Source organism: Pseudomonas marginalis, assembly GCF_900105325.1.
In the GTDB taxonomy this organism is placed as follows: domain Bacteria; phylum Pseudomonadota; class Gammaproteobacteria; order Pseudomonadales; family Pseudomonadaceae; genus Aquipseudomonas; species Aquipseudomonas marginalis.
The window spans coordinates 2,679,857-2,706,711 of sequence record NZ_FNSU01000003.1 but is presented as its reverse complement, the minus strand read 5'-3'; the positions used below and the strand labels follow the sequence as shown (position 1 = coordinate 2,706,711).

The 26,855-nt window shown below is 62.0% G+C and carries 28 protein-coding genes; 6 read left to right on the top strand and 22 right to left on the bottom strand.

From position 1 onward, the window contains the following. Window positions 1-46: 46 nt before the first annotated feature. Complete coding sequence (locus tag BLW22_RS21685) at window positions 47-808, bottom strand: substrate-binding periplasmic protein (RefSeq protein WP_065924750.1); 762 nt, start codon at window positions 806-808, stop codon at window positions 47-49. 133 nt (window positions 809-941) lie between these two features. Here BLW22_RS21685 and dnaX point away from each other — a divergent pair, with 133 nt between their 5' ends. From dnaX to recR, 4 genes are all read left to right on the top strand, one after another. Then, a complete protein-coding gene (dnaX, locus tag BLW22_RS21680) occupies window positions 942-2,990 on the top strand; it encodes a DNA polymerase III subunit gamma/tau (RefSeq protein WP_065924749.1) in 2,049 nt (682 codons plus the stop codon). A 43-nt stretch (window positions 2,991-3,033) separates the two neighbouring features. After that, a complete protein-coding gene (locus BLW22_RS21675) occupies window positions 3,034-3,372 on the top strand; it encodes a YbaB/EbfC family nucleoid-associated protein (protein WP_003193199.1) in 339 nt (112 codons plus the stop codon). Between the two features lie 132 nt (window positions 3,373-3,504). Next, a complete protein-coding gene (locus BLW22_RS21670) occupies window positions 3,505-4,539 on the top strand; it encodes an NADP-dependent oxidoreductase (protein WP_065924748.1) in 1,035 nt (344 codons plus the stop codon). A gap of 66 nt (window positions 4,540-4,605) precedes the next feature. Continuing rightward, the gene (gene recR / locus BLW22_RS21665) at window positions 4,606-5,208 is read left to right on the top strand and encodes a recombination mediator RecR (RefSeq protein WP_065946878.1); all 603 of its coding nucleotides are present in this window, start codon (window positions 4,606-4,608) and stop codon (window positions 5,206-5,208) included. Window positions 5,209-5,286: 78 nt separating this feature from the next. Here recR and BLW22_RS21660 read toward each other — a convergent pair whose 3' ends face one another. Further along, window positions 5,287-5,835 (bottom strand): adenine phosphoribosyltransferase, encoded by a 549-nt coding sequence (locus tag BLW22_RS21660; protein WP_027603721.1) that lies wholly within the window; start codon window positions 5,833-5,835, stop codon window positions 5,287-5,289. A gap of 79 nt (window positions 5,836-5,914) precedes the next feature. Continuing rightward, window positions 5,915-6,649, bottom strand: a complete 735-nt coding sequence (gene fnr, locus BLW22_RS21655) for a fumarate/nitrate reduction transcriptional regulator Fnr (RefSeq protein ID WP_065924746.1) — start codon at window positions 6,647-6,649, stop codon at window positions 5,915-5,917. Window positions 6,650-6,800: 151 nt separating this feature from the next. On the opposite strand from fnr, the gene BLW22_RS21650 reads away from it, so the two are divergent. Next, window positions 6,801-7,268, top strand: coding sequence for a hypothetical protein (locus BLW22_RS21650; protein WP_083221141.1), 468 nt, complete (start codon window positions 6,801-6,803; stop codon window positions 7,266-7,268). Here the strand turns inward: BLW22_RS21650 and hemN are convergent, their stop codons facing one another. From hemN to ccoN (BLW22_RS21570), 16 genes are all read right to left on the bottom strand, one after another. Then, window positions 7,269-8,651 carry an oxygen-independent coproporphyrinogen III oxidase gene (hemN, locus tag BLW22_RS21645; RefSeq protein ID WP_074847450.1) on the bottom strand — a complete coding sequence of 461 codons (1,383 nt, stop codon included), beginning with the start codon at window positions 8,649-8,651 and terminating at the stop codon, window positions 7,269-7,271. It abuts the gene before it with no gap. A 102-nt stretch (window positions 8,652-8,753) separates the two neighbouring features. Then, complete coding sequence (locus tag BLW22_RS21640; protein ID WP_065924744.1) at window positions 8,754-9,437, bottom strand: sulfite exporter TauE/SafE family protein; 684 nt, start codon at window positions 9,435-9,437, stop codon at window positions 8,754-8,756. Beyond that, a complete protein-coding gene (gene ccoS / locus BLW22_RS21635) occupies window positions 9,430-9,648 on the bottom strand; it encodes a cbb3-type cytochrome oxidase assembly protein CcoS (protein ID WP_065924743.1) in 219 nt (72 codons plus the stop codon). The genes BLW22_RS21640 and ccoS overlap by 8 nt, the downstream gene beginning before the upstream one ends. A 22-nt stretch (window positions 9,649-9,670) precedes the next feature. Continuing rightward, window positions 9,671-12,121 (bottom strand): heavy metal translocating P-type ATPase, encoded by a 2,451-nt coding sequence (locus tag BLW22_RS21630; protein WP_074847449.1) that lies wholly within the window; start codon window positions 12,119-12,121, stop codon window positions 9,671-9,673. Between the two features lie 8 nt (window positions 12,122-12,129). Further along, entirely contained in the window at window positions 12,130-12,669 is a 540-nt protein-coding gene (locus BLW22_RS21625; RefSeq protein WP_065924741.1) for a FixH family protein, read from the bottom strand. 15 nt (window positions 12,670-12,684) lie between these two features. Then, window positions 12,685-14,112: a cytochrome c oxidase accessory protein CcoG gene (gene ccoG, locus BLW22_RS21620; RefSeq protein WP_027603729.1), complete on the bottom strand. Its 1,428-nt coding sequence runs from the start codon at window positions 14,110-14,112 to the stop codon at window positions 12,685-12,687. Window positions 14,113-14,319: 207 nt separating this feature from the next. Next, entirely contained in the window at window positions 14,320-14,730 is a 411-nt protein-coding gene (locus BLW22_RS21615; protein ID WP_065924739.1) for a type II toxin-antitoxin system VapC family toxin, read from the bottom strand. Beyond that, window positions 14,730-14,984 (bottom strand): type II toxin-antitoxin system Phd/YefM family antitoxin, encoded by a 255-nt coding sequence (locus BLW22_RS21610; RefSeq protein ID WP_065924738.1) that lies wholly within the window; start codon window positions 14,982-14,984, stop codon window positions 14,730-14,732. The genes BLW22_RS21615 and BLW22_RS21610 overlap by 1 nt, the downstream gene beginning before the upstream one ends. A 172-nt stretch (window positions 14,985-15,156) precedes the next feature. Further along, window positions 15,157-16,134 (bottom strand): cytochrome-c oxidase, cbb3-type subunit III, encoded by a 978-nt coding sequence (ccoP, locus tag BLW22_RS21605; protein WP_065946875.1) that lies wholly within the window; start codon window positions 16,132-16,134, stop codon window positions 15,157-15,159. Further along, window positions 16,131-16,316: a CcoQ/FixQ family Cbb3-type cytochrome c oxidase assembly chaperone gene (locus tag BLW22_RS21600; protein ID WP_003193169.1), complete on the bottom strand. Its 186-nt coding sequence runs from the start codon at window positions 16,314-16,316 to the stop codon at window positions 16,131-16,133. The genes ccoP (BLW22_RS21605) and BLW22_RS21600 overlap by 4 nt, the downstream gene beginning before the upstream one ends. A gap of 6 nt (window positions 16,317-16,322) precedes the next feature. Continuing rightward, entirely contained in the window at window positions 16,323-16,931 is a 609-nt protein-coding gene (gene ccoO / locus BLW22_RS21595; RefSeq protein ID WP_003193167.1) for a cytochrome-c oxidase, cbb3-type subunit II, read from the bottom strand. Then, entirely contained in the window at window positions 16,931-18,373 is a 1,443-nt protein-coding gene (gene ccoN, locus BLW22_RS21590) for a cytochrome-c oxidase, cbb3-type subunit I (RefSeq protein ID WP_027603733.1), read from the bottom strand. The genes ccoO (BLW22_RS21595) and ccoN (BLW22_RS21590) overlap by 1 nt, the downstream gene beginning before the upstream one ends. Before the next feature lie 350 nt (window positions 18,374-18,723). Beyond that, window positions 18,724-19,671, bottom strand: a complete 948-nt coding sequence (ccoP, locus tag BLW22_RS21585) for a cytochrome-c oxidase, cbb3-type subunit III (RefSeq protein WP_074847448.1) — start codon at window positions 19,669-19,671, stop codon at window positions 18,724-18,726. Continuing rightward, on the bottom strand, window positions 19,668-19,868 hold the full coding sequence (locus tag BLW22_RS21580) for a cbb3-type cytochrome oxidase subunit 3 (protein ID WP_065924735.1): 201 nt from the start codon (window positions 19,866-19,868) through the stop codon (window positions 19,668-19,670). Before BLW22_RS21580 ends, ccoP (BLW22_RS21585) begins: the two co-directional genes overlap by 4 nt. Before the next feature lie 3 nt (window positions 19,869-19,871). Next, entirely contained in the window at window positions 19,872-20,480 is a 609-nt protein-coding gene (gene ccoO / locus BLW22_RS21575) for a cytochrome-c oxidase, cbb3-type subunit II (RefSeq protein ID WP_017735321.1), read from the bottom strand. 10 nt (window positions 20,481-20,490) lie between these two features. Then, the gene (ccoN, locus tag BLW22_RS21570) at window positions 20,491-21,915 is read right to left on the bottom strand and encodes a cytochrome-c oxidase, cbb3-type subunit I (RefSeq protein WP_065924734.1); all 1,425 of its coding nucleotides are present in this window, start codon (window positions 21,913-21,915) and stop codon (window positions 20,491-20,493) included. A gap of 79 nt (window positions 21,916-21,994) precedes the next feature. Here ccoN (BLW22_RS21570) and BLW22_RS21565 point away from each other — a divergent pair, with 79 nt between their 5' ends. Further along, window positions 21,995-22,687 (top strand): alpha/beta family hydrolase, encoded by a 693-nt coding sequence (locus BLW22_RS21565; protein ID WP_074847447.1) that lies wholly within the window; start codon window positions 21,995-21,997, stop codon window positions 22,685-22,687. Between the two features lie 93 nt (window positions 22,688-22,780). On the opposite strand, the gene BLW22_RS21560 is transcribed toward BLW22_RS21565, so the two are convergent. The 3 genes from BLW22_RS21560 to BLW22_RS21550 form a co-directional block, all read right to left on the bottom strand. Beyond that, on the bottom strand, window positions 22,781-24,346 hold the full coding sequence (locus BLW22_RS21560) for a methyl-accepting chemotaxis protein (protein WP_065924732.1): 1,566 nt from the start codon (window positions 24,344-24,346) through the stop codon (window positions 22,781-22,783). Window positions 24,347-24,440: 94 nt separating this feature from the next. After that, window positions 24,441-25,628: a glycosyltransferase family 4 protein gene (locus tag BLW22_RS21555; protein WP_074847446.1), complete on the bottom strand. Its 1,188-nt coding sequence runs from the start codon at window positions 25,626-25,628 to the stop codon at window positions 24,441-24,443. Next, a complete protein-coding gene (locus BLW22_RS21550) occupies window positions 25,625-26,836 on the bottom strand; it encodes a glycosyltransferase (RefSeq protein ID WP_074847445.1) in 1,212 nt (403 codons plus the stop codon). Before BLW22_RS21550 ends, BLW22_RS21555 begins: the two co-directional genes overlap by 4 nt. Between the last annotated feature and the right edge of the window lie 19 nt (window positions 26,837-26,855).

Here is a 26,855-nt window from a genome sequence, read left to right as displayed (position 1 = left end):
CTTGAGAACAGGCGTGGTGTGGCGCCGAGTCTATAAGGAGTGCCTGTCAGTTTTTGTCAGGAGCGTGCAGGGGGACCGGGTCTTCGCCAGTGTATAGCTTGATGATGTCGTCGATTTCGCCGGACATTTTCATCCGCAGCAAGGTGCGCAGGATCTTTTGGGCCGGTACGTCGGGATCGTTGCGCACGATGCAGCCGAGGTTTTGCTCCTCAATCAGCGCAACTTTGTGCAAGCGCTGGCTGATCGGCATTTTCTGGTTGAAACGGTCGACGATCCATTCATTGCTCACCGCGTAGTTGAATCGCCCCGCCACCAGCTTGTGCAGCACCTGTTCTTCGCTGCGGGCGTCGTCGCGGGTGAGTTGGCCGCTGGCAAACAGTGGGTCGAGGGCGCCATAGCGATAGTTGAGCACCGTGCCGATCGGCTGGGGTGTCAGCTTGAGCACCTGCACCGGCTGGTTGCGCACACTGACCAGCACATTGCGCTGCACCATTAAAGGCAAGCTCCAGATGTAGTCGCCGGACAGGTTGTCGACCCACGCGTGGGTGACATAACAGCGCACATCAATATCCCCGTGGCCCATGGCTGTGGCGATACGGGCGCGGGCCAGCACGTGGAATTCCGCCGGCTGGCCGACCTGGGTGGCCAGGCTCAGCATCAAATCATACAAAATCCCCTGTGTAGGCCGGCCGTTCTCGACCTGCACCATGGGCATCGCCCAACTGTCGGAAACCGAGAAACGCAGCGGTGCAGGCGCCGCCAGGCAAGCCGTGGTCATCATCCATAAAGCGCCCAGGACTACGCGCATACACTCTCCGGGTTCAGGCCTTTTCGGGGCCAGTCAGCAGAGCTTAGTCAGATTAGGCGAGCGTGCCGGATGCAATTTCCCCCTTGCTCCGCTAGCATTACCCGCTTCCGCTTCCCAGTTGCGACGGTTTTCGATGAGTTATCAGGTTCTTGCACGTAAATGGCGTCCGCGCTCGTTCCGCGAAATGGTCGGCCAGACCCATGTGCTCAAGGCTCTGATCAATGCCTTGGACAGCCAGCGGCTGCACCACGCCTACCTGTTCACCGGTACCCGGGGAGTGGGCAAGACCACCATTGCGCGCATCATCGCCAAATGCCTGAACTGTGAAACCGGTATCACCTCGACGCCCTGCGGCACCTGCTCGGTGTGCCGCGAGATCGACGAAGGGCGTTTCGTCGACCTGATCGAGATCGACGCCGCGAGCCGCACCAAGGTCGAAGACACCCGCGAGCTGCTCGACAATGTGCAGTACGCGCCCAGCCGTGGCCGCTTCAAGGTCTACCTGATCGACGAAGTGCACATGCTTTCCAGCCATTCCTTCAACGCCTTGTTGAAAACCCTGGAAGAGCCGCCGCCCTACGTCAAATTCATCCTGGCCACCACCGACCCGCAGAAACTGCCTGCAACGATCTTGTCGCGGTGCCTGCAGTTCTCCCTGAAGAACATGACCCCCGAGCGCGTGGTGGAGCATTTGACCCACGTGCTGGGCGTCGAGAACGTACCGTTCGAAGACGACGCACTGTGGCTGCTGGGCCGCGCCGCCGATGGCTCGATGCGCGATGCCATGAGCCTCACCGACCAGGCCATTGCCTTTGGTGAAGGCAAGGTCATGGCTGCCGATGTGCGCGCCATGCTCGGCACCCTGGACCACGGCCAGGTGTTCGACGTGCTGCATGCGCTGATCGAGGGCGATGCCAAGGCGTTGCTCGAAGCCGTGCGCCACCTGTCGGAGCAAGGCCCGGACTGGAACGGCGTGCTCTCGGAAATCCTCAATGTGCTGCACCGCGTCGCCATCGCCCAGGCGTTGCCGGAAGGTGTCGACAACGGCCATGGCGACCGTGACCGCGTGTTGGCCCTGGCCCAGGCGTTGCCGGCCGAAGACGTGCAGTTCTACTACCAGATGGGCCTGATCGGTCGTCGCGACTTGCCTTTGGCGCCCGACCCACGCGGAGGCTTCGAGATGGTCCTGCTGCGGATGCTGGCCTTCCGGCCGGCGGATTCGGCGGACGCACCGAGACAGCCGCTAAAGCCAGTGGGGATCAGCCAGGCCACAGTTGATTCCGCCAAACCAGTGGCTGGCGCGGCGGTGGTCGCGCCAGTGGTTGCTGCCCCTGTTGCACCGGCGCCTGAGCCGGCAGCGGTGGTGGCGGCAGCGGTGGTTGAGCCGGAACCGGTTGTCGAGCCCGAGCCTGTCGTCGACCTGCCCTGGAATGACCCGGTAGACGCTGAGGTCGAGGTTGAACAGCAGCCCTATGTCGAGCCCGTCCTGGAAACCGTCGGTGAGCAGCCTGAGCTGACGCCGATGCCTGCGCCGACGCCGGACAGCGTGGTACCGGCCGCCCCCGAGTGGGTGACGGCCCCGGTTCCCGAGCCGACTGTGGCCCAGGTCGAAGCCGCAACCCCGGGCATCGACCTCGACGACGAACCGCCGCTGGACGAAGACTACATCGAGCCGGACATGGATTCGGCCTACAGCTACCTGGACGACCTGGCCAGCGAGCACACCGCCGAGCCTGCCCCGGAACCCGAGGTGGAGCCCGCTGCGGCACCAGCCACCGGCCTGGCCCTGCAATGGCTGGAGCTGTTCCCGAAACTGCCGATTTCCGGCATGACCGGCAGCATCGCCGCCAACTGCACCCTGATCGCCATCGATGGCGACCACTGGCTGTTGCACCTGGACCCGGCCCACAGTGCGCTGTTCAACGCGACCCAGCAGCGGCGCCTCAACGACGCCCTGAACCAGTACCATGGGCGCACGCTGACCATCGCTATCGAGTTGATCAAGCCCGAGCAGGAAACCCCGGCCCAGGCTGCCACCCGCCGGCGTATCAACCGCCAGCGGGAGGCTGAGGACTCGATCCACGGCGATCCGCTCATCCAGCAAATGATGCAGCAGTTCGGGGCGGTCGTTCGCCAAGATACAATTGAACCTGTCGAAGCCCCGGTGCCCCAGGCGTCCTGACACCGGGCTATTCATTGATCCACGTACTTTTGAGGTGATTCCCATGATGAAAGGTGGCATGGCCGGCCTGATGAAGCAGGCGCAGCAGATGCAGGAAAAGATGGCCAAGATGCAGGAAGAGCTGGCCAACGCCGAAGTCACCGGTAAAGCCGGTGGCGATATGGTCAGTGTGGTGATGACCGGTCGTCACGACATCAAGCGCGTGAGCATCGACCCAAGCGTATTGCCAGGCGTGGGCGAAGATGACCTGGAAATGCTGGAGGCGCTGTTCGCCGCGGCCGTCAACGACGCCGTGCGCAAGATCGAAGCCAACAGCCAGGACAAAATGTCCGGCGTGACCGCCGGCATGCAACTGCCACCGGGCATGAAGCTGCCGTTCTGATCGCCAGGCTTTAGCTAGACTCCAATGCCAGGCCTCGTGCCTGGCATTTTTGTTTGTGCCAATCCAATCGAACCCTGGCGCGGCACCCATGGTCTGCACCCTATACCGATAGATTCGATCAAGGAGCCCTTCATGCCTCACGAACCGACTTTGAACCAGCGCATTGTCCTGGTCTCACGCCCTCAAGGCGCACCCACGCCGGAAAACTTCCGCCTGGAACGGGTGACCTTGCCGGAATTGGCAGACGGCCAGGTCCTGCTGAAGACGCTCTACCTCTCCCTCGACCCTTATATGCGCGGGCGCATGAGCGACGCACCGTCCTACGCCGCGCCGGTGGAAATCGACGAGGTGATGACCGGCGGGGCTGTCAGCCGTGTCGAGCAATCGCGTAATCCGAAATTCGAGGTGGGTGATCTGGTCGTCGGCGCCACCGGTTGGCAGAGCCACAGCATTTCCGACGGCCGCAACCTGATCCCGGTGCCCAATGGCCTGGCCAGCCCGTCCATGGCCCTGGGGGTACTGGGCATGCCGGGCATGACCGCCTACATGGGCCTGATGGACATCGGCCAGCCGAAAGCCGGAGAAACCCTGGTGGTGGCGGCTGCCTCCGGCGCGGTGGGTTCGGTGGTCGGCCAGGTGGCCAAGCTCAAGGGCCTGCGTGTGGTCGGGATTGCGGGCGGTGCCGAGAAGTGCCGCTACGTGGTGGACGAATTGGGTTTTGATGCCTGCATCGACCACAAAAGCGCAACGTTTGCCGACGACTTGGCCCAGGCCTGCTTCAAGGGCGTGGACATTTATTTCGAAAACGTCGGTGGCAAGGTGTTCGACGCCGTGCTGCCGTTGCTCAACCCCAAGGCGCGCATCCCCCTGTGCGGGCTGATCGCCGGCTATAACGCCCATGAAGCGCCCAGCGGGCCTGACCGCTTGCCGGCGCTGCAACGCACGTTGTTGACCAAGCGTGTACGGATCCAGGGCTTTATCGTGTTTGACGACTACGGTGACCGCCAGCCGGAGTTCCTCAGCGCCATGGCGCCGTGGGTACGCGACGGCAAGATCAAGTTCCGCGAAGACGTGGTCGAGGGCCTGGAGCAGGCGCCCGAAGCCTTTATCGGTTTGCTGGAAGGGCGCAACTTCGGCAAGTTGGTGGTACGGGTCGCGCAGGATTGAGCATTTGACGCTAATCCGAGGCGCGGGTATAAACCGCGTCTCGTTGTTTTGTCGGACCACTCGCCCATGAGCTTCAGCCCCCTGATTCGCCAACTGATCGACGCCCTGCGCACGTTGCCGGGTGTCGGCCAGAAAACCGCCCAACGCATGGCGCTGCAACTGCTGGAGCGTGATCGCAGCGGCGGTACCCGGCTGGCCCAGGCCTTGAGCCAGGCCATGATCGGGGTGGGTCACTGCCGCCAGTGTCGGACCCTCACCGAAGAAGAACTCTGCCCGCAATGCGCCGACCCGCGCCGCGACGACACGCTGCTGTGCGTGGTGGAAGGGCCGATGGATGTGTACGCGGTGGAGCAGACTGGTTATCGCGGGCGCTACTTCGTGCTCAAGGGCCACCTCTCGCCGCTCGATGGGCTGGGGCCGGAGGCCATCGGCATTCCGCAGTTGGTGGCGCGTATCGAGGAGCAGGGCACCTTTACCGAGGTGATCCTGGCTACCAACCCGACCGTGGAAGGTGAAGCCACCGCGCATTACATCGCCCAACTGCTGAGCAACAAAGGCCTGGTCACTTCGCGAATCGCCCATGGCGTGCCGCTGGGGGGCGAGTTGGAGTTGGTGGACGGCGGCACGTTGGCGCATTCGTTCGCCGGTCGTAAACCGATCGCGCTCTAACGATCAGCGCAGGATCAAATGTGGGAGGGGCAGTGCGGCGAATCCACTTGCCCCTGATAGCGTCAGTCCGCGCAACCGTTACCGCTCGGTGAGGGCAAAGCGGGTCAGGCAAAACGTCGGGATGCCCATGTCTTCCAGGCGTTGCGAGCCGCCGAGTTCCGGCAGGTCAATGATCGCCGCCGCTTCAAAGATCTTCGCCCCCATGCGTCGCACCAGGTTGGCCGCCGCGATCAAGGTACCGCCCGTGGCGATCAGGTCATCGAACATCAGCACCGAATCACCTTCGCACAGGCTGTCGGCATGCACTTCGAGGAAGGCCTCGCCGTATTCGGTCTGGTAACCCTCGGACAGCACGTCAGCCGGCAGCTTGCCCTGCTTGCGGAACAGGATCAGCGGCTTGTTCAGTTGGTAGGCGATGATCGAGCCGATCAGGAAGCCGCGCGCATCCATCGCGCCGATATGGCTGAAATCGGCCTCGACATAGCGATGGGCAAAGGTGTCTGCCACCAGGCGCAGGGCCTTGGGCGATTGGAACAGCGGTGTGATGTCACGAAAGATCACCCCAGGCTTGGGGAAGTCGATGACGGGGCGGATCAGGGATTTGATGTCGAACGAATCGAAAGTCATCGTCGAAGAGTCCTGGGCGGAAAACGGACTCGAAGTATACCTGCGGCCTCACCGATTGGCGCGGCCGCAAGCGTCTGCATCAGCCTTCCAAGGAACCACCGGCGAGTGCGCACAGCTGGATCGGGTCGAGGATGTGCACTTCCTTGCCTTCGGCGGCCAGCAGTTCGCTCTGCTGGAAGCGGGTAAACACACGGGATACGGTTTCCACTGCCAGGCCCAGGTAATTGCCGATTTCGTTGCGCGACATGCTCAGGCGGAACTGGTTGGCCGAGAAACCACGGGCACGGAACCGCGCCGACAGGTTGACCAGGAAGGTGGCGATGCGCTCGTCGGCGGTTTTCTTCGACAACAGCAGCATCATCTGCTGGTCGTCACGAATCTCGCGGCTCATCACGCGCATCAACTGACGGCGCAGTTGTGGCAATTGCAGGGCCAGTTCGTCCAGGCGCTCGAAGGGGATTTCGCACACCGACGTGGTTTCCAGGGCCTGGGCCGACACCGGGTGAATCTCGGTGTCCATGCCCGATAACCCGACCAGCTCGCTGGGCAGGTGGAAACCGGTGATCTGCTCTTCGCCGCTGTCGCTCAGGCTGAAGGTCTTCAGCGCGCCCGAACGTACTGCATAGACGGAATCGAACTTGTCACCCTGGCGAAACAGAAACTCGCCTTTCTTCAGCGGGCGACCGCGTTTAACGATTTCGTCCAACGCTTCCATGTCTTCCAGATTCAGCGAAAGTGGCAGGCAGAGGGGAGCCAGGCTGCAATCCTTGCAGTGAGCCTGGCTGTGAGCGCGCAGTTTGACTGGCTCGGACATTTCTTAAATCCTTGTGGGAAAACACACATAATACGTAAGGGTACCGCACTGGTGGGCAGTGAAGCCAGCCTGTACAAAAAACAGGCAACGGTATAAAGCTTTTTGTACCGATGCCGATACAGTTGCACATCTACCCTTCGGAGCTCGGATCATGTCTGTTATCGCGGCTTACAACCCTGCCATCCGTGTACCCAGCGTGCAGGACTTGAAGCCCGCTGCCGAGGCCGAGGAAAAGCTGCCCGTGACCGCGCCGGCGCCTGAAACCAAGGTGATTGAAGGGGTGACGGTGACTATTTCCGCCGCAGCGTTCAAGGCGGCCGGGGCGCCCAAAAGCGCGAATGCCGATATCGACGACAGCGGCCTGGACGATAACGTCAAGCAGGTGCTGAAAATGATCCGCAAGCTGAAACAGCAGATCGCCGAGAAAATGGCTGAGCTTCAGGCGATCGCGGCAGACAAAAGCTTGACCCCGGAGCAGGCCCGGGCCAAGACCGCCAATGTGCAAGGCGCGATCAGTTCGTTGCAGGCAGGTTTGATGACGGCCCAGACCTCTCTGGCCAAAGCGATGAAGACCATGAGCGCCGATGACGCGCTCAAAGCCGCGTCGTTGTCGATGTAACTAGATCACCCGCGAAAACCGCTGCCGGTTCTGGTGCTCCAGGTACGCATCGAACACCATGCAGACCGAACGCACCAGCAGCCGTCCGGCGGGCAGCACGCGAATGCCTTGGGCATCCAGTTCGATCAGGGCGTCTTGCGCCATCGCCTCAAGTTGCGGCCAGACCTCGTCGAAATACCCGCGAAAATCGATGTTGAACGCCTGTTCGATCTGCTCGAAGGCCAGGCTGAACGTGCAGATCAACTGCTGGATCACTTCCCGACGTAAGCGGTCGTCGGTGGTGCAGATCAAACCACGGCTGGTGGCCAGTTGGGCGTTGGCCAGGGCGTTCTGATAGCCGTTCAGGTCACTGCTGTTCTGGCAGTACAGGTCGCCGATCTGGCTGATGGCTGACACGCCGAGGCCGATCAGGTCGCAATGGCCGTGGGTGGTGTAGCCCTGGAAGTTACGTTGCAGCGTGCCTTCTTCCTGGGCAATGGCGAGTTCGTCGTCCGGCAGGGCGAAGTGGTCCATGCCGATATAGCGGTAGCCGGCCTGGGTCAATTGCTCGATGGTGGTCTGCAGCATCAGCAGCTTGGATTCCGGCGACGGCAGTTCCTCGCTGTTGATCCGTCGTTGGGGCATGAAGCGTTCCGGCAGATGCGCGTAGTTGAACACCGACAGGCGGTCCGGCTGCAGCTTGATCACTTCCTCCACGGTGCGCGCGAAGTTGATCGGCGTCTGCTTGGGCAGGCCGTAGATCAGGTCGATATTGATCGAGCGAAACTGCAGGGTGCGCGCGGCGTCGATCACCGCGCGGGTTTCTTCCAGGCTTTGCAGGCGGTTGACCGCGCGCTGCACGTCCGGGTCGAGGTCTTGCAGGCCGATGCTCACACGGTTGAAGCCCAGTTCACGCAGCAGGCCCATGGTCGCCCAGTCGGCTTCGCGCGGGTCGATCTCGATGCTGTAGTCGCCGGAGTCGTCGTCGAGCAGATTGAAGTGCTGGCGCAGGCTGCCCATGACCTGGCGCAGTTCGTCGTGGCTGAGAAAGGTCGGGGTGCCGCCGCCGAAGTGCAGTTGTTCAACCGACTGTTTCGGGTCGAGGTGGCAGGCCACCAACTGAATCTCCTGCTCCAGGCGTTGCAGGTAGGCCTGGGCGCGGCCGCGGTCCTTGGTGATCACCTTGTTGCACGCGCAGTAGTAGCAAATGTTCGCGCAGAACGGCACATGCACATACAGCGACAACGGTCGCGTGGCCTTGCGGCTTTCGCGCAGGGCGTGGAGCAGGTCGAAGGTGCCGACCTGGCTGTCGAATTGTACGGCGGTGGGGTAGGACGTGTAGCGCGGTCCCGCCAGGTCGTAGCGGTGAATCAGATGTGAGTCCCAACGAATGGCGTCGAGCATGCGGGCATTCCCCGGATAGGCTAGTGAGCCGAGTCTAGGGGCGTGGCCGGTAGGGCATCTTGATTTGCATCAACGGGGAGCGGCGCTATGCCACATAGCCTTTTAATGGCCCATCAGCCAGTGCTGGTGCGGACCTGGCAGGGTCCAGATACCGAAAACAATCACCAGCAGGCCACCGGCCATCCGCACGCTGCGCTTGCGCAATAACGCGGTCACGCGTTCGGCCGCCAACCCGGTCGCCAGCAGTACCGGCCATGTGCCTAAGCCAAAAGCCAGCATCAGCAGCGCACTGTCCAGCGCATTACCCTGGCTGGCGGCCCACAGCAGGGTGCTGTAGACCAGCCCGCACGGCAACCAGCCCCACAGCGCGCCCAGCAGCAGCGCGCGGGGCAGGCTGGATACCGGCAGCAAACGGTTGGCGACGGGCTGTATGCAGCGCCACAGGCCGCGCCCGAGGCTTTCGATACGGGTGAGGCCGCTCCACCAACCGGCCAGGTACAGCCCCATGCAGATCAACAGCAACCCGGCGAGCACACGCATGAACAGGGCCGCCGGGCTGTTGGCCACCGCCCAGCCGGCCAGGCCGATCAATAACCCCGCGGTGGCATAGCTGAGGATGCGCCCCAGGTTGTACGCCAGCAGCAGGCGGAACCGGCGGCTGCGCTGTTCCTTGGGAATCGCCAGGGTCAGCGCGCCCATCAGCCCGCCGCACATGCCCAGGCAATGGCCGCCGCCCAGCAGGCCGAGGATCAGCGCAGAGACCAGCAGCGGCGCCAGCTCAAGCATGGGGTGGGGCTTTGGGCACGGGCGGTTGCTCGGGGCCGTTGGCTTCGTCGACGGCCGCCAGGTGGTTCGGGTCCTGGTCGTCGAACAGCACGCTGTGGGCCGGGCCGTCGAGGTCGTCGTACTGGCCGCTGTCCACCGCCCAGAAGAAGATGTAGATGGCCACGCCCACTAACAGCAGCGCCGCCGGAATCATCACGTATAGAGCTGGCATCTGCACTCCATGCCCGCGCGGCTCAAGCCGGCAGCGGACGGGTTACCAAAGGGGCGCTTCTGGCCTGCGCACTCGGCAGGCGAGTCAGGCGCAGGGCATTGAGCACCACGGTCAACGAACTGAGGGACATGCCGATCGCCGCCCAGATCGGAGTGATCCAACCGAGGGCGGCAAACGGCAGCATAAGGCCATTGTACAGTCCAGCCCACAGCAGGTTTTCAATGATCACCCGGCGGGTGCGCCGCGCCAGGGTGAAGGCTTGCACCAGGGCATCCAGGCGGTTGGACAGCAGCACCGCATCGGCGCTGGTCTTGGCCAGGTCGGTGGCCGAGCCCATGGCCACGCTGATGTCGGCGGCGGCCAGCACCGGCACATCGTTGACGCCATCGCCGAGCATCAGCACCTTGCGGCCTTCCTTGTGCAGTTGTTGCAGCACGTGGAGCTTGTCGTCTGGGCGCAGGCCGCCGTGGGCTTCATCGATACCCAGTTCAGCGGCGACGCTGGCGACCATCGGCGAACTGTCCCCCGACAGCAGCAGCGTGCGCCAACCACGCGCCTTGCAGGCGGCCAGCAGGGCAGGGGCATCGCTGCGCAGGCGGTCGTCGAGGACGAACCAGGCCAGGGCACCGTCGCCGTCGCCCAGCAGCAGCCATTGGCCGTCATCCTCCGGAGCGGCGGGAATCGGGCAACCACTGAGTGCACAAACAAACCCCGGCTGGCCGATGCGCAACTGGCGTGTGCCGACACGGCCTTCCAGGCCAAGGCCCGGGGAACTGAGCACCTCGTCGGCGGCCAGCGGCGCACGCCCGAAGGCGCGGGCAATCGGGTGTTCGGAGCGGTTTTCCAGGGCGGCGGCGAGGCCCAGGCACTGGTCGCTGTTCAAGGCGGCCAGCGGCCGGATCGCTTTCAACGCCAGGCGGCCTTCGGTGAGGGTGCCGGTCTTGTCGAAGATCACCGTGTCGATCTGGTTCAGGCCTTCGAGCACATGGCCACGGGTCAGCAATAGCCCGAGCTTGTGCAGGGTGCCGGTGGCGGCGGTGAGGGCGGTCGGCGTGGCCAGGGACAACGCGCAGGGGCAGGTGGCCACCAGCATTGCCAGCACGATCCAGAACGCCCGCGATGAATCCAGCTCCCACCACAACAGGCCGATCACCGCCGCGGCAATCAGCGAACACAACAGGAACCACTGCGCGGCGCGGTCGGCGATCTGCGCCAGGCGCGGCTTCTCGGCCTGGGCCCGCTCCAGCAGGCGTACGATGGCGGACAGGCGGGTCTCGTGGCCCAGGGCGCGGACTTCGACGGTCAACGCGCCTTCGACGTTCAGCGTGCCGGCGGTGACGGCATCACCGGTTTGGCGCGGCAGCGGCAGGTACTCACCGGTGAGCAGCGATTCATCGATGCTGGAGCGGCCGTCGAGGATCACCCCATCTGCCGGCAGAACCGCGCCCGGATGCACCAGCACGCGGTCGCCCAGCGCCAGTTCGCTCAAGAGAATGCGTTCGCTCTGGCCGTCACCTTTGAGGCGCAGGCATGAGGCGGGCAGCAGGTTGACCAACTGCGCGGTGGCGGCGGCCGTGCGCTCCCGGGCACGGCGCTCCAGGTAGCGACCGGCCAGCAGGAACAGCGCAAACATGCCCACCGCATCGAAATACAACTCGCCCACGCCGGTGATTGCGGTCCAGATCCCGGCCAGGTAAGCCCCGCCAATGGCCAGGGACACCGACACGTCCATGGTCAGGTGACGCGTACGCACGTCGCGCATGGCGCCCTTGAAGAACGGCGCACAGCTGTAGAACACGATGGGGGTGGTCAGAAACATTGCCACCCAGCGCAGGATCACATGCAGCTCGGGGCTCAGGTCGATATTGAATTCCGGCCAGGTGGCCATGGTCGCCATCATCGCCTGGAACCACAGCAGTCCGGCGACCCCCAGCTGGCGCAGGGCCAGGCGGTTTTCGCTGGCCAGTTGCTCGGCCGCACGGTCTGCTTGATACGGGTGGGCGGCATAGCCGATATGGCGCAGTTCACTGAGCACCTGGCTCAACGGCAATTGCCCGTCGGCCCAGCGCACCTGCAGGCGATGGTTGGACAGGTTCAGCCGCGCCTCGGCCACGGCGGGCAGGCTGCGCAGGTGTTTTTCGATCAACCAGCCACAGGCGGCGCAACTGATGCCTTCCATCAGCAGGGTGGTTTCGGCGAGGTCGCCTTCGTGGTGCACGAAGGGTTTTTGCACGTCGGCGCGGTCATACAGCGCCAGTTCATCCACCAGTTGCACCGGCAGCGTCTCGGGGTTGGCCGAGGCTTCGCTGCGGTGCTGGTAATAGCTTTCCAGCCCACCGGCCACAATCGCTTCGGCCACGGCCTGGCAGCCGGGGCAGCACAGCTCGCGGCGCTCGCCGAGGATCACGGCGGTGAACCGACTGCCGGACGGGACGGGCAGGGCGCAGTGGTAGCAGGGGGTTGGGCTGGTCATGGGCGCAGCTATTTTTTCAGGTCTTCAGCACCCTGCAACGGTTCATCACCCAGCAGCAAGTCCTTGTCGTGGCTGACTTCTTCTTCCTCGAACAGGCGCCAGGTCCTGTCGCCTTCCACGCCCAGCAATTCCACGAAGCGGCGGCCTTCGACCTTGTCGGTGACCTGGCCGATGTAGCGGCCCGGTTCGCTGTCGCTGCGGGTCAGGTTGATCTTGCGATCCTTCTCCGGCTGGGTCGGGGAGATCAGGTTCAGTTCCAGGGTGTTCGGGTTGCTGTAGCCGGTAAGTTGCAGCTCGACTTCGCCGGTCAGCTCATCCAGGTGCAGCTTGGCGCGCAGTTGCAGGGTCTGGGCCAACCGTTCGCGGTCCAGGGAGCGGTTGATGCCTTTGCCGGCCTCGTAGTAGTTGTCGTTGACCAGGTTGTCCGGGTTGTTCACCGCGATGGTCACCATGGACAAGGTCAAGGTCACCGAGCAGGCCAGGATCCCAATGATGATCCAGGGCCAGAGGTGCTTGTACCAGGGGCTTGCGGCAGTGGCTACGGGCATTGTTCAGTTCTCTCGTTATCGAACTTGTGGGCCGATGAATCGGCTCTTGGCTTCAACGTGGACGCTGGCGTCATCGGCATCGGTGAGGATGAATTTCACCTCGTTGGTACTTGACGGCAGTTGCTCCGGTGCACTCGACAGCTCCACCGGCATGCTGACGATATCGCCCGCCGCCACTCTGATTTCACGTCGGCCTTGCAGCTTGAGGTCCGGCAGGCCGGCGGCGTCGAGCACGTAGGTGTGATCGCGCTGGTCCTTGTTCATGATCTTCAGGCTGTAGACGTTTTCGATGCGGCCTTCGGCGTTTTCGCGGTACAGCACGCGGTCCTTGCTCACGTCGAAGCCCACCAGCGAACGCATGAAGAACGCCCCGGCCAATAGGCTGATCATCGCCAGCAACACCAGGGCATAACCGATCAGGCGTGGGCGCAACTTGTGGGTTTTCTGCCCCGACAGGTTGTGCTCGGTGGTGTAGCTGATCAGGCCGCGCGGGTATTCCATCTTGTCCATGATGGTGTCGCAGGCGTCGATACAGGCGGCGCAACCGATGCACTCGATTTGCAGGCCGTCGCGGATGTCGATACCGGTGGGGCATACCTGGACGCACATCGTACAGTCGATGCAGTCACCCAGGCCCTGGGCCTTGTAGTCGGTGCCTTTTTTACGCGGGCCACGCACTTCGCCACGGCGTGGATCGTAGGAAACGATCAGGGTGTCCTTGTCGAACATCACGCTCTGGAAGCGTGCATACGGGCACATGTAGATGCACACCTGCTCGCGCAGCCAGCCGGCGTTGCCATAGGTGGCGAGGGTGAAGAAGCCGACCCAGAAATACGACCAGCCGTCGGCCTGGCCGGTGAAGAAGTCGAACACCAGCTCGCGGATCGGCGAGAAGTAGCCGACAAAGGTCATGCCGGTGACAAAGCCGATCAACAACCACAGGGTATGCTTGCTGAATTTGCGCAGGAACTTGTTGGCCCCCATGGGCGCCTTGTCCAGCTTGATGCGCTGGTTGCGGTCGCCTTCGGTGACCTTTTCGCACCACATGAAGATCCATGTCCACACGCTTTGCGGGCAGGTATACCCGCACCACACGCGGCCGGCGTACACCGTGATGAAGAACAGGCCAAACGCCGCGACGATCAGGATGCCCGACAGCAGGATGAAGTCCTGGGGCCAGAAGGTCGCGCCGAAAATAAAGAACTTACGTTCCGGCAGGTTCCACCACACCGCCTGGTGGCCACCCCAATTCAGCCACACCGTGCCGAAGTAGAGCAGGAACAGGCCGGCACCGCCGAGCATGCGCAGGTTGCGGAACAGGCCAGTGAAGGCGCGGGTGTAGATTTTTTCGCGCGAGGCGTACAGGTCGACAGTCTTGGTGTCAGCACTGCTGGCGTTTTTGGCAGGCGGGGTAACGTCATGTACCGGTATCTGGTTGCTCATCATTGCATCCCACGGCGGTGGAGATTTGCCTCGGCCAGTACGTGCCAACCGGGGTCAAATTAAGTGTCTTGCAGTGGCGTAATGATACGCCCCCGATGGTGCTCAAAGGGTGCGACCTTTGGTCGCGTTGGGGGAAATCAATTGATGGTGTACGTGACCTGGATCAATTGACTTGGGAAGTATGGACGGTTTTCGTGGCGGAGGCGGTCATTCGTCCCAAGGATTGATCAGTGGAACGCCACTGGATTTGAAGTCGCTGACGTTGCGCGTGACAACCGTGAGCCCATGCACCAGCGCGGTCGCGGCAATTAATGCGTCACTTTCATTGGCGCGGTCCGGCACATGCAAGTGTGCGCAACGCAACGCGACTGCCGCATCGACGGGCAGGATTCTGGCATCAAAGGCCGGCATCACATGACGCTTGAGCCAGGTTCGCAACACTTTCCCCTGAGCCGGGTCGCGCCGCTCAATGCGCAAGACCCCGGTTTCCAATTCTTTCAGGGTGATTGCCGAAATAAACATACGCGGTGCGCTGACACTTTTGGCCCAGGCGACCACGTTTGCATCAGCCTGGGGTTTACGCAGTTCAGAGATTACGTTGGTGTCGAGTAGATACATCAAGAGAGGTCCACGGGTCGATGAGTGACCACGGCACGTTCGGTTTCAAAGTCGATATCGGCCGCTTCCGGCATCACCAGCAGGTCAACGATGTTGGCATTGAGACCTGTCAGCTTCTGGTAGTCCTCAATGCTTAGCAGTACATGGGCAGGCTTGCCGCGATCGGTGATAAAAACCGGGCCTTGGCGAGCGGCTTTTTTGGCACCGCTTGTGTCTTGATTGAATTCGCGACTGGAAATGGTGGTGAAAGTCATGGTGCGCCTCCCCTGGAGCGGGTTGAATGTAGTTACGTTACTACTTGGCCTTGGCGAGCCACAAGCTTAAAGCTACAAGCGGTCAACGTGCTTTTCCCATGGGGGTGTCGATGCGATCTATAAAAAAGCCCCGCCTGATCACTCAGGCGGGGCTTTTGTGTGTCGGTGAGCTTTACTGCTCGTCAGCCTTCTTATCCCCATGGGACAAGCTGTAGACATACGCCGCGAGCAAGTGCACCTTGTCGTTGCCTTGCAGTTGCTCCTGCGCAGGCATCTGGCCCTGGCGGCCCCAACGGATGGTCTGCTGCAGTTGGGCGAAGCTCGAACCGTAGATGAATGCACCCGGGTGGGTCAGGTCCGGCGCGCCCATGGCGGGGGTGCCCTTGCCGGCCGGGCCGTGGCAGGCCACGCAGTTGGCGGCGAAGAGTTTCTCGCCGTTGGCCACATCGGCTTTCACGCCTTCCGGCAGCTTGCGGCCGTCGAGGTTGGTGACGACGAACGCGGCAACGTCGCTGACGCCTTGCTCCTTGAGGATGTCCAGCCAGGCCGGCATGACGGCATGACGGCCCTTCATGATGGTTTCCTTGATGGTGGCCGGTTCGCCACCCCAGCGCCAATCGGCGTCGGTCAGGTTGGGGAAGCCATAGGCGCCCTTGGCGTCGGAGCCGTGGCATACCGAGCAGTTGGAGGCGAACAGGCGACCGCCCATCTTCAAGGCTTGCGGGTCCTTGGCGACATCTTCAATCGGCATCGACGCGAATTTGGCGAAGATCGGCCCGAACTTGGCGTCCGACCTGGCCATTTCCTTTTCCCATTCGTGCACGCCGGTCCAGCCGGTCTGGCCGTTGGCGAACGGGGTTTGCTTGTCGTTGTCGAGGTAGTTGTAGCCCGGCAGCAGGCCTTTCCAATTGCCCAGGCCGGGGTAGAGCACCAGGTAGCCAAGGGCGAAGATGATGGTGCCGACGAACAGCATGAACCACCACTTGGGCAGCGGGTTGTCATACTCCTCGATGCCGTCGAACGAGTGGCCGACGGTCTCGTCGGTCTGCTCGGCGCGCTGGCCCTTGCGGGTCGACAGCAACAGCCAGGTCAAGGCGAAGATGGTACCCAGGCTGAGGACTGTGACGTACAGACTCCAGAACGTAGTCATTCTTTGTTACTCCTAGAAGCTTGCTCGACGTGCTTGATGGCTTCGGGATCATCCGCAAAGGGCAACATGGTCGCGTCGTCAAACTCCGACTTGCGCCGGGGACTGAACACCCACAGCGCCAGGCCGATAAAGGCCACCATCACCACAACGGTGCCCAGGCCTCGAATCATCCCGATATCCATGAAGAATCACCGTTTGCTTTTGATGATGGTGCCCAGGCCTTGCAGGTAGGCCACCAATGCGTCCATTTCGGTCTTGCCCTTCACGGCTGCGGCTGCACCGGCGATGTCTTCGTCGGTGTAGGGCACGCCCAGGGTGCGCAGGACTTCCATCTTCTTCGCGGTGTCCTTGCCGTCGAGCTTGTTTTCCACGAGGAACGGATACGCCGGCATTTTCGACTCAGGCACCACGTTGCGCGGGTTGTACAAGTGCGCACGTTGCCAGTCATCGGAGTAACGCCCGCCGACACGGGCCAGGTCCGGGCCGGTGCGCTTGGAACCCCACAGGAACGGGTGGTCCCACACGCTTTCACCGGCCACCGAGTAGTGGCCGTAGCGTTCGGTTTCGGCGCGGAACGGGCGAATCATCTGCGAGTGGCAGCCGACACAGCCGTTGGCGATGTAGACGTCGCGGCCTTCCAGTTCAAGGGCGGTGCGCGGCTTCATGCCTTCGACCGGCTTGTTGGTCACGTCCTGGAAAAACAGCGGAACGATCTGGGTCAGGCCACCGATGCTCACGGCGATGACCATGAAGAAGGCCAGCAGGCCGATATTCTTCTCGACGACTTCATGCTTCATCAGTGGGCTCCCACAACGGCGATCTTGGCGGCGGCTTCGGCTTCTGCCGGGTCCGAGGCACGCACGGTGCGCCAGACGTTGTAGGCCATTAACAGCATGCCGCTGGCAAAGAACGCACCCCCGAGGGCGCGGACGATGAAACCAGGGTGGCTGGCTTGCAGCGCTTCGACGAAGGAGTAGGTGAGGGTGCCGTCATCGTTGATCGCACGCCACATCAGGCCCTGAGTGATGCCGTTGACCCACATCGAGGCGATGTAGAGCACGGTGCCGATGGTGGCCAGCCAGAAGTGCGCGTTGATCAGCCCGACACTGTGCATCTGCACACGGCCGAACAGCTTGGGGATCATGTGGTACAGGGCGCCGATGGAGATCATCGCTACCCAGCCGAGGGCACCGGCGTGTACGTGGCCGATGGTCCAGTCGGTGTAGTGGGACAGCGAGTTGACGGTCTTGATCGCCATCATCGGCCCTTCGAAAGTCGACATGCCGTAGAACGCCAGGGACACCACCAAAAAGCGCAGGATCGGGTCGGTGCGCAGCTTATGCCAGGCGCCCGACAGGGTCATCATGCCGTTGATCATGCCGCCCCAGCTCGGGGCCAGCAGGATGATCGACATCGCCATGCCCAGGGACTGGGCCCAGTCCGGCAATGCGGTGTAGTGCAGGTGGTGCGGGCCGGCCCAGATGTACAGGGTGATCAGCGCCCAGAAGTGCACGATGGACAGGCGATACGAGTAAATAGGCCGTTCGGCCTGTTTGGGCACGAAGTAGTACATCATCCCCAGGAAACCGGTGGTGAGGAAGAAACCTACGGCGTTGTGGCCGTACCACCACTGGATCATCGCATCCGTCGCCCCGGCGTAGGCCGAGTAGGACTTGAACAGGCTGACCGGCAACGAGGCGTGGTTGACGATATGCAGCATCGCCGTCACCAGGATGAAGGCCCCGTAGAACCAGTTGCCCACATAGATGTGCTTGGTCTTGCGCTTGACGATGGTGCCGAAGAACACCACTGCGTAGGTCACCCAGACGATGGCCAGCAGAATCGCGATCGGCCATTCCAGCTCGGCGTATTCCTTGGTGGTGGTGTAGCCCAGCGGCAAGGTGACGATGGCGCCGACGATGACCGCTTGCCAACCCCAGAAAGTGAAGGCCGCGAGGCTGTCGGAGATGAGTCGCGTCTGGCAGGTTCGCTGCACGACATAGTAGGAGGTGGCAAACAATGCACATCCGCCGAAGGCGAAGATCACCAGGTTGGTGTGCAGCGGGCGCAGGCGGCCGAAGGTTGTCCATGGCAGACCGAAATTCAATTCCGGCCACACCAGTTGCGAGGCGATGAACACCCCGAGCCCCATGCCAAGGATCCCCCAGACCACCGTCATGATGGCGAACTGGCGGACTACCTTATAGTTATAAGCAGTCGGACTGATTGCTGTGCTCATTCTAAGGTTCCACGGTTTAGGTTTTTTTATAGGTAAAATTCGGCCGCAAGTATGTAGAAAGCAAGGGGCCATTGCAACGCAAGGCTGACCTGTGTCAATGCGTTCCACGCCAGATTCTGCGCCCTTTCCATGTTTGGCGTAAGGATAAAATCCGAAATCGAAAGCTGATCGAGTGGACAGGAAATTTCGGGGGTCGCAACGACTGTCGTCGCGTACGCCAGGATCGGTCCGCTGTGCAAGCAAGCGTAGACCCGAATGGCAGGAGGGGAAAGGTGTGCTTTGGAAGGGTGCGACACTTGGTCGCGTAGCGCGGTAGAGCTGCCGCCCCAGATTGGGGCGGCAGTCAGGTGTTACTGGGCTTGGCTTTCTGGCGTTACGCCATCAGCGTTATGGGACAGGCTGTAAACGTAGGCGGCGAGCAGGTGCACTTTGTCATTGCCCTGCAGCACTTCCTGCGCTGGCATCTGGCCTTGGCGGCCGTGGCGAATCGTCTGCTGCAACTGCGCAAGGCTGGTGCCGTAGATGTAACCGGCGGGCAGGGTCAGGTTCGGCGCGCCCATGGCTTCCATGCCGTGGCCTTGCGGACCGTGGCAGGCCACGCAGGTGGTGTTGAACGCGGCCTGGCCAGCGGCCAGGTCGGCGGTGCTGTCCGCCGGCAATGGCAGCTTGGCCAGGTCGTGGCGCACATAGGCGGCGACGTTTTTTACGCCGTCGTCGCCGAGCATGTCACCCCAGGCCGGCATCGCCGCGTGGCGACCGTTCATGATGGTGGTCTTGATCGCTTCGGCCGAACCGCCCCAACGCCAGATGTTGTCAGCCAGGTTGGGAAAGCCGAATGCGCCCTTGGCATCCGAGCCGTGGCACACCGCGCAGTTGGAGGCGAACAGGCGACCGCCCATTTTCAGCGCCTGCGGGTCTTTGGCGACTTGTTCCACGGGCATGGCCGAGAATTTGGCGAAGATCGGTCCGAACTTGGTGTCGGCCTTGGCCATCTCCTTGTCCCACTCCTTGGCCGAGGTCCAACCGTCTTCATAGCCCGGCAACACGCCTTTCCAGTTGCCCAGGCCCGGGTAGAGAATCAGGTAGCCGACCGCAAACACCAGGGTGCCGGCGAACAGCATGAACCACCACTGGGGCAGGGGGTTGTCGTATTCCTCGATGCCGTCGAAGGCATGGCCCATGGTCTGGTCGACGCTGCCCTTGGTCTCGCCCTTGCGGGTGGCGAACAACAGCCAGGTCAGGCCGATCAGGCTGCCAATGGTCAGTACGCAGATCCATGTACTCCAGAAGGTAGTCATGGCCGGTTGCTCCTTGTTGCAGGCTCTTGGTGAGCGTCGGATGGCGAAGGTTCATCGGCGAAGGGCAGCAGGCGCGCTTCCTCGAATTCCGAATTGCGCCGGTTGTTGAATACCCACAGCGACAGGCCGATAAAGGCGATGGCGACCACCAGCGTGCCGAGGCCGCGGATGGTGCCCGCATCGAATTCAAATCCCATGGCTCACCTCTTGCTCTTGATGGCAGTGCCGAGTACTTGCAGGTACGAAACCAGCGCGTCCATTTCGGTCTTGCCCTTGAGGCTGGCCACGGCGCCACTGATGTCGTCGTCGGTGTACGGCACGCCGAGGGTGCGCATTACTTTCAACTTGGTCTCGGTGTGGCTGCTGTCGACCGCAGCCGTGACCAACCACGGGTAGGCCGGCATCTTCGACTCAGGCACGACGTTGCGAGGGTTGTACAAGTGCGCGCGGTGCCAGTCGTCCGAGTAGCGTGCGCCGACGCGGGCCAGGTCTGGCCCGGTACGCTTGGAGCCCCACAGGAACGGGTGGTCCCACACGCTTTCACCGGCCACCGAGTAGTGGCCGTAGCGCTCGGTCTCGGCGCGGAACGGGCGGATCATCTGCGAGTGGCACTGTACGCAGCCTTCGCGGATGTAGATGTCGCGGCCTTCCAGTTGCAGCGCGGTGTAGGGCTTCATGCCTTCCACCGGCTTGTTGGTCACGTCCTGGAAGAACAGCGGGACGATCTGGGTCAGGCCGCCGATGCTCACGGCGAGCACCATGAGCAGCATCAGCAGGCCGACGTTCTTTTCAATCGTTTCGTGTTTCATCACTGACTCCTCAGGCCATCTGCGCGGCAGGGGCGGCTTCGACAGGTTGTGCCGAGCGCACGGTGCGCCATGTGTTGTAAGCCATCAGGAACATGCCGCTGAGGAATACCGCACCGCCCACCAGCCGCACGATGAAGCCTGGGTGGCTGGCCACCAGGGTTTCGACGAAGGAGTAGGTCAAGGTGCCGTCTTCGTTGATCGCACGCCACATCAGGCCCTGGGCGATGCCGTTGACCCACATCGAGGCGATGTAGAGCACGGTGCCGATGGTGGCCAGCCAGAAGTGCGCGTTGATCAGGCCGAGGCTGTACATCTGCTCGCGACCGAAGACTTTCGGGATCATGTGGTACAGGGCGCCGATGGAGATCATCGCTACCCAGCCGAGGGCGCCGGCGTGTACGTGGCCGATGGTCCAGTCGGTGTAGTGGGACAGCGAGTTGACGGTCTTGATCGCCATCATCGGCCCTTCGAAGGTCGACATGCCGTAGAACGCCAGGGACACCACCAAAAAGCGCAGGATCGGGTCGCTGCGCAACTTATGCCAGGCGCCCGACAGGGTCATCATACCGTTGATCATGCCGCCCCAGCTCGGCGCCAGCAGTACCAGCGACATCACCATGCCCAGGGACTGTGCCCAGTCCGGCAGCGCGGTGTAGTGCAGGTGGTGAGGACCGGCCCAGATGTACAGGGTGATCAGCGCCCAGAAGTGCACGATGGACAGGCGATAGGAATACACCGGGCGCTCGGCCTGTTTCGGCACGAAGTAGTACATCATCCCGAGGAAACCGGCGGTGAGGAAAAAGCCTACCGCGTTATGCCCGTACCACCACTGCACCATGGCATCCGTCGCACCGCCATACAGCGAGTAGGACTTGGTCAGGCTGACCGGGATTTCCAGGTTGTTGACGATATGCAGGATCGCCACGGTGATGATGAACGCGCCGAAGAACCAGTTACCGACGTAGATATGCTTGGTGTTGCGCTTCATCACCGTGCCGAAGAACACGATGGCGTAGGCCACCCAGACAATGGTGATCAGGATGTCGATCGGCCATTCCAGTTCGGCGTATTCCTTGGAGCTGGTGTAGCCCAGCGGCAAGCTGATCGCGGCCAGGAGGATGACAAGTTGCCAGCCCCAGAAGCAGAACGCGGCGATTTTCGGCGCGAACAGCTGGGTTTGGCAGGTACGCTGCACCGAGTAGAAGGAGCTGGCGAACAGCGCACAGCCACCGAACGCGAAGATCACCGCATTGGTGTGCAGGGGGCGCAGGCGGCCGAAGCTGGTCCAGGGCAAGTCGAAGTTGAGCGCGGGCCAAACCAATTGGGCGGCGAGAAAAACCCCGAGCCCCATGCCGACGATGCCCCACACCACCGTCATAATGGCGAATTGGCGGACCACCTTGTAGTTATAGGCGGTACTTAAAGTAGTGTTCATGGTTCCCCATCCACGGTTCAACCCAAGCAGATGCGGCACTTGGGCTGGAGTTATAGGCAGACTGAATAGCGAGGCAAGCATGGGCAAAGAGCACAAGGCCAGTATTGACGGGGATCAATGGGCGCAGTGTGTGCGGGAACACGGTTGGCTTTGGGATGTCGCGTCGGGCGTAGCTTCCGGTGATTGCGTGACGTTGATCCTGGCCCATGGCGCCGGCGCACCGATGGACTCATCCTTCATGAACGACATGGCTGCACGCCTTGCCGGACATGGCGTCAACGTGTTGCGCTTCGAGTTTCCCTACATGGCCCAGCGCCGACTGGACGGCGGCAAACGCCCGCCCAACCCGGCGCCAAGACTGCTGGAAGCCTGGCGCGGGGTGTATGCCGAGGTGCGACGTCATGTCGCTGGGAAACTGGTCATTGGCGGCAAGTCGATGGGCGGGCGGATGGCAAGTCTTTTGGCCGATGAATTGGGCGTCGATGGGCTGGTGTGCCTGGGTTATCCGTTTTATGCGGTGGGCAAGCCGGAGAAACCACGTGTAGCGCATTTGGCCGGATTGAAGACGCCGACGTTGATTGTGCAGGGCGAGCGCGATGCACTGGGCAATCGGGCGGCGGTGGAAGGGTATGACTTGTCGCCGAGCATCGAAGTGATGTGGCTGGTGGCGGGGGATCATGATTTGAAGCCGTTGAAGGCTTCGGGGTTTGCGCATGAGCAGCATTTGGAGGCTGCGGCCGTGCAGGTGGCTGAGTTTCTCAGCGCCTGTTAGGGCCAATCGGGAGCAAGCCCCCTCCCACATTCGACCGCATTCCAAGGGATGTACGCGGTTAACTGTGGGAGGGGGCTTGCTCCCGATATCGGTCTACCGGTTGAAACGCTCGACCAACGAATACTGGGTATTCGCCGTATGCGTCAGCTCTTCACTCAACTGCGCCGAGTTCAACGCCTGCTCCGAGGTCTGATCTGCCAACAGCGCAATGGTGCTGATATTGCGGCTGATCTCTTCGGCCACCGAGCTTTGCTCTTCGGTGGCGGCCGCGATCTGGGTGGTCATGTCGGTGATATGCGCCACCGCTTCACTGATGCCCACCAATGCCTGGTCCGCCTCCATTACCCGCGCCACGCCCTCTTCGGCCTGGCGATGCCCGGTGTCCATGGTTTGCACGGCAGCGGCAGCAGTTTGCTGCAGCTTGGCGATCAGAGCATGGATCTGCCCGGTCGACTCAGCCGTGCGCTGCGCCAGTTGGCGCACTTCATCGGCGACCACCGCAAACCCACGGCCCATCTCACCGGCTCGCGCCGCTTCAATGGCGGCGTTGAGCGCCAGCAGGTTGGTCTGGTCGGCAATGCCTTTGATCACGTCGACTACGCCGCCGATCTCGTCGCTGTCCTTGGCCAGTTGGGTGACGGTCACGCCGGTCTCGCCCACGGCCACCGACAGACGCTGAATCGCCTCGCGGGTTTCCCCGGCAATATCGCGACCGCGACCGGTCAGGCGATTGGCTTCCTGGGTCGCATCGGCCGTGCGCTGCACATGGCTGGCCACTTCCTGGGTGGTCGCCGCCATCTGGTTGACCGCCGTGGCCACCTGCTCGGTTTCCACGCGCTGGCGTTCCAGGCCGCTGGAGCTGTTATGCGCCAGGGTATTGGACTGCGCCGCCTGGTCGTTGAGGTGCTCGGCAGTGTCCTGCAAGCGCGTCAGGCAGGTCTTCAGGCGTGCCTCCTGGCTGAGAATGGACATCTCCAGGCGCGCCTGGGCACCACGGCTGTCGGTGTACATCTGCGCGATCAACGGGTCGGAGGTGGTCTGCTCGGCCAGGCGCAGCAGGCGCTTGAGGCCGCGCTGTTGCCAGCTCAGGCCCAGCAGCCCCAATGGCACCGACAAACCCGCCGCCAGGGCAAAGCCCCAGTGGGAGTTGAGCGACGCACCGATCATGAAGCTCAACTGGCTGATCAGGATAAACGGCAGCCAGTCCTGCAACACCGGCAGCCACTTGTCCCGCTGTGGGACGGCCGACTTGCCCTGGTTGATGCGCTGGTAGAGCGCTTCGGCACGGCGGATCTGCTCGGCGGTGGGCTTGATGCGCACCGATTCGTAGCCGACCACCTGGTTGCCTTCGAAGACCGGCGTCACATAGGCGTTGACCCAGTAGTGATCGCCCGTCCTGCAGCGGTTCTTAACGATGCCCATCCATGGCAAGCCTTGTTTGAGCGTGGTCCACATATGCCCGAACACGGCCGCTGGCACGTCCGGGTGACGCACCAGGTTGTGCGGGGCACGCACCAGTTCGTCGCGAGAGAACCCACTGATTTCGACAAACGCGTCGTTGCAGTAGGTGATCACGCCTTTGGCATCTGTGGTGGAGATCAACCGTTGCTGAGCGGGGAAGGTACGTTCGCGCTGGGTAACGGGCTGGTTATTACGCATGATTGTTCAATCCGCAAGGCTTTCATTGGGTATCGGCGGTAACGGGGGTTTATTTAACTTATTTTTGCAACAATCGGCTTGGCAGTTTCCAGGGTCACGGTTCTTCGGGTGTTGTGATATCGAGAATGTCCAGAGCCATGCGTTGCTGGATCCTGCTGCGGGAATACTCCCGTAGAAATGCCGCTCGGTCGGTGCTACCCAGATCAAGACGGGCGAGTGCGGCAACGGCTGCGTCCGGGTTTGCGGGGGCAAACACGCAAGCATTGGGAATATGGTTAAGAGTGAACGCTTTTGAATAGCCTTCCAGCCCCGCCAGGATTGGCTTTCCAGTGGCTGCATATTCAAACAGCTTGGAAGGAATAACCTTCAAGAATGCGTTAAAGCTATTAAGGTGCAAAAAAAGCACATCCGCTTGCTGATAGTAGTGAATCAGTCTATGGCGAGGCATGGGAGGAATAAGCTCGACATTCCTTACGTTTCTTTTGATCAGCGCCTCGCTCAGTTTTTTCATCGTGCTGCCATCGCCAATGACGTAGAAACAGGCCCTGTCTGCCAGCCGTTCGGCCAGGGGGGGCAGGATTTTTTCCAGGCCTTGGCCGGCGCCGACATTGCCAGCGTAGACGATCTTCAGCGGGCGTGTCGGTTCGTCAGGCGGTTCGGTATGGAAGGGGGTTTCAAGAAACAGATCATCCACACCGTTGGTGTAGGTTGAGAAGGTCTTGTGTGGATAACGGGGCGCGAAGTAACTCAGGAAACCGGGGGATACCAGGTTGACCCGCGTCGCATACCCAAGGGTGATTTTTTCCAGGCGGGAAAACACCCGTGCCAGGAGCTTGCCGACAATACCGGGGAAAAGCTCGGGCAGGACGTCGACAAAGATATCGCGAATATCCAGATAGAGAGGCGCGTGTTTTTTGCGCGCGATGGCGGCGCCCAGTGCGGCCGTCATCAGCCGCGAAGAGGTGGCCACGATCACGTCATACGGCTTACCCTTCACGGCCTGAAGGACGCCGCAGGCATAGTGGGCAAACCCCCAGGCCTGGCCCCATGCGCTGAATCTGTGCGTGGGGAGGCCGATGCGGGTGACGGACAGCTTCGGCTGATGCGCGGTGTGGGCAGGGGCAGCCTCATAGGACGGGTAGCGGTTTGGCTGGGTGGTCAGCACGTCGATCTCTATCTCACCGTTACCGTGGGTGAGCAAGGCCTTGACCAACGCCTCGACGCGAAATGCCGACAGATCGGGCGGAAAGTAATAGCTCAATATGAGAATGCGCTTGGTCATGCGCGCACCTCGGTTTTACGCCGCAGTACACGCTCGTACAGCGCCACCAGCGTGCTTTCCTGCCGCTCCCAATTTAAATGCAAGGCGGCATTTTTCGCGTTTTGTGCCAGTGCCTGACGCAATAACGGCTCATCGATCAGGCGCTGCAGTGCGGTGCGCAGTGATTGCTCCGAGCCTGCCGGTACCAAAAGTCCTACGGAGTAGGCCCGGACAATCTTGCGAATCTCCGGAAAGTCCGTGGCCACCACGGGCAGCCCGGCGATGACATATTCAAATAATTTGTTCGAGTCGGTGGTGAAGTGGTTCAGGCAGGTATTTTCGATCGGCTGCACACCGATATCGGCTGATGCGGTGTAGCTGGGCAAATCCGCCAGTGCAACGGTCGGGATAAAGTGCACTCGGTCTGTCAGGCCAAGTTCCGTGCGCAATGCCATCAAGGCAGGGGTAAGCCTGCCGCTCCCGATCAATACAAGGTAAGCGCCTTGCAACGACGCCGCCACGCGTAGCAAGCGTTCCAGCCCGCGCCCCTGTTGAAGGCCGCCCTGATAGACAACGATGGGCCAGGGGTGTTGCAAGCCCAACTCAAGACGAATCCTCTGGCCGGGCGAGGAGGCACTCAGACAGGGGCGGTTTTGCAGTACCAGCGGGCGGGCGATTCCATAGGCCCTGGCAAAAAACCTGGCCCGGCTTTGCGTGGTGGTAATGATGCCTTCGGCCCTGGGCATCAAGGTTTTTTCGATACAACCTACCCAGCTGCGAAAGCGCGCATACCCCTCGCGGCTGGTGCTGATTTCGTGGGCGTCATACACCAGCCTGGCGCCGCTGAGCCGGGCCGCCAGCCAGGCGGTGGGCAGGGTATTGACGTCGTGGGCATGCACCACCGCAGCGCGATGCAGGGCGATGCGTAGCAGCAGCCCTGCATGTACCCAAAGCCGCGAAAGAATGCGTCGCAGGGGCATCGATTGTTCGGCTGCGAACGGGCCTGGCGATGGGTGCGATCCGGCGTTGGCCACACGCCAGCGCACGCTGCGCGCTACGCGTACCACACGGATGCCTTCGGCCAGCACCTCCTTGCGATGCGTCACGCCGGGCGCATGCAGGGCGAACACGGTGACTTGATAACCGGCTGCCTGGAGTGTCCGGGCTTGCTTCAATACGCGGGCGTCGTTGCGAAACTCATTCCAGACGATCATGGCGATGCGGGGCACGGGAGATTCCTGTTGATTG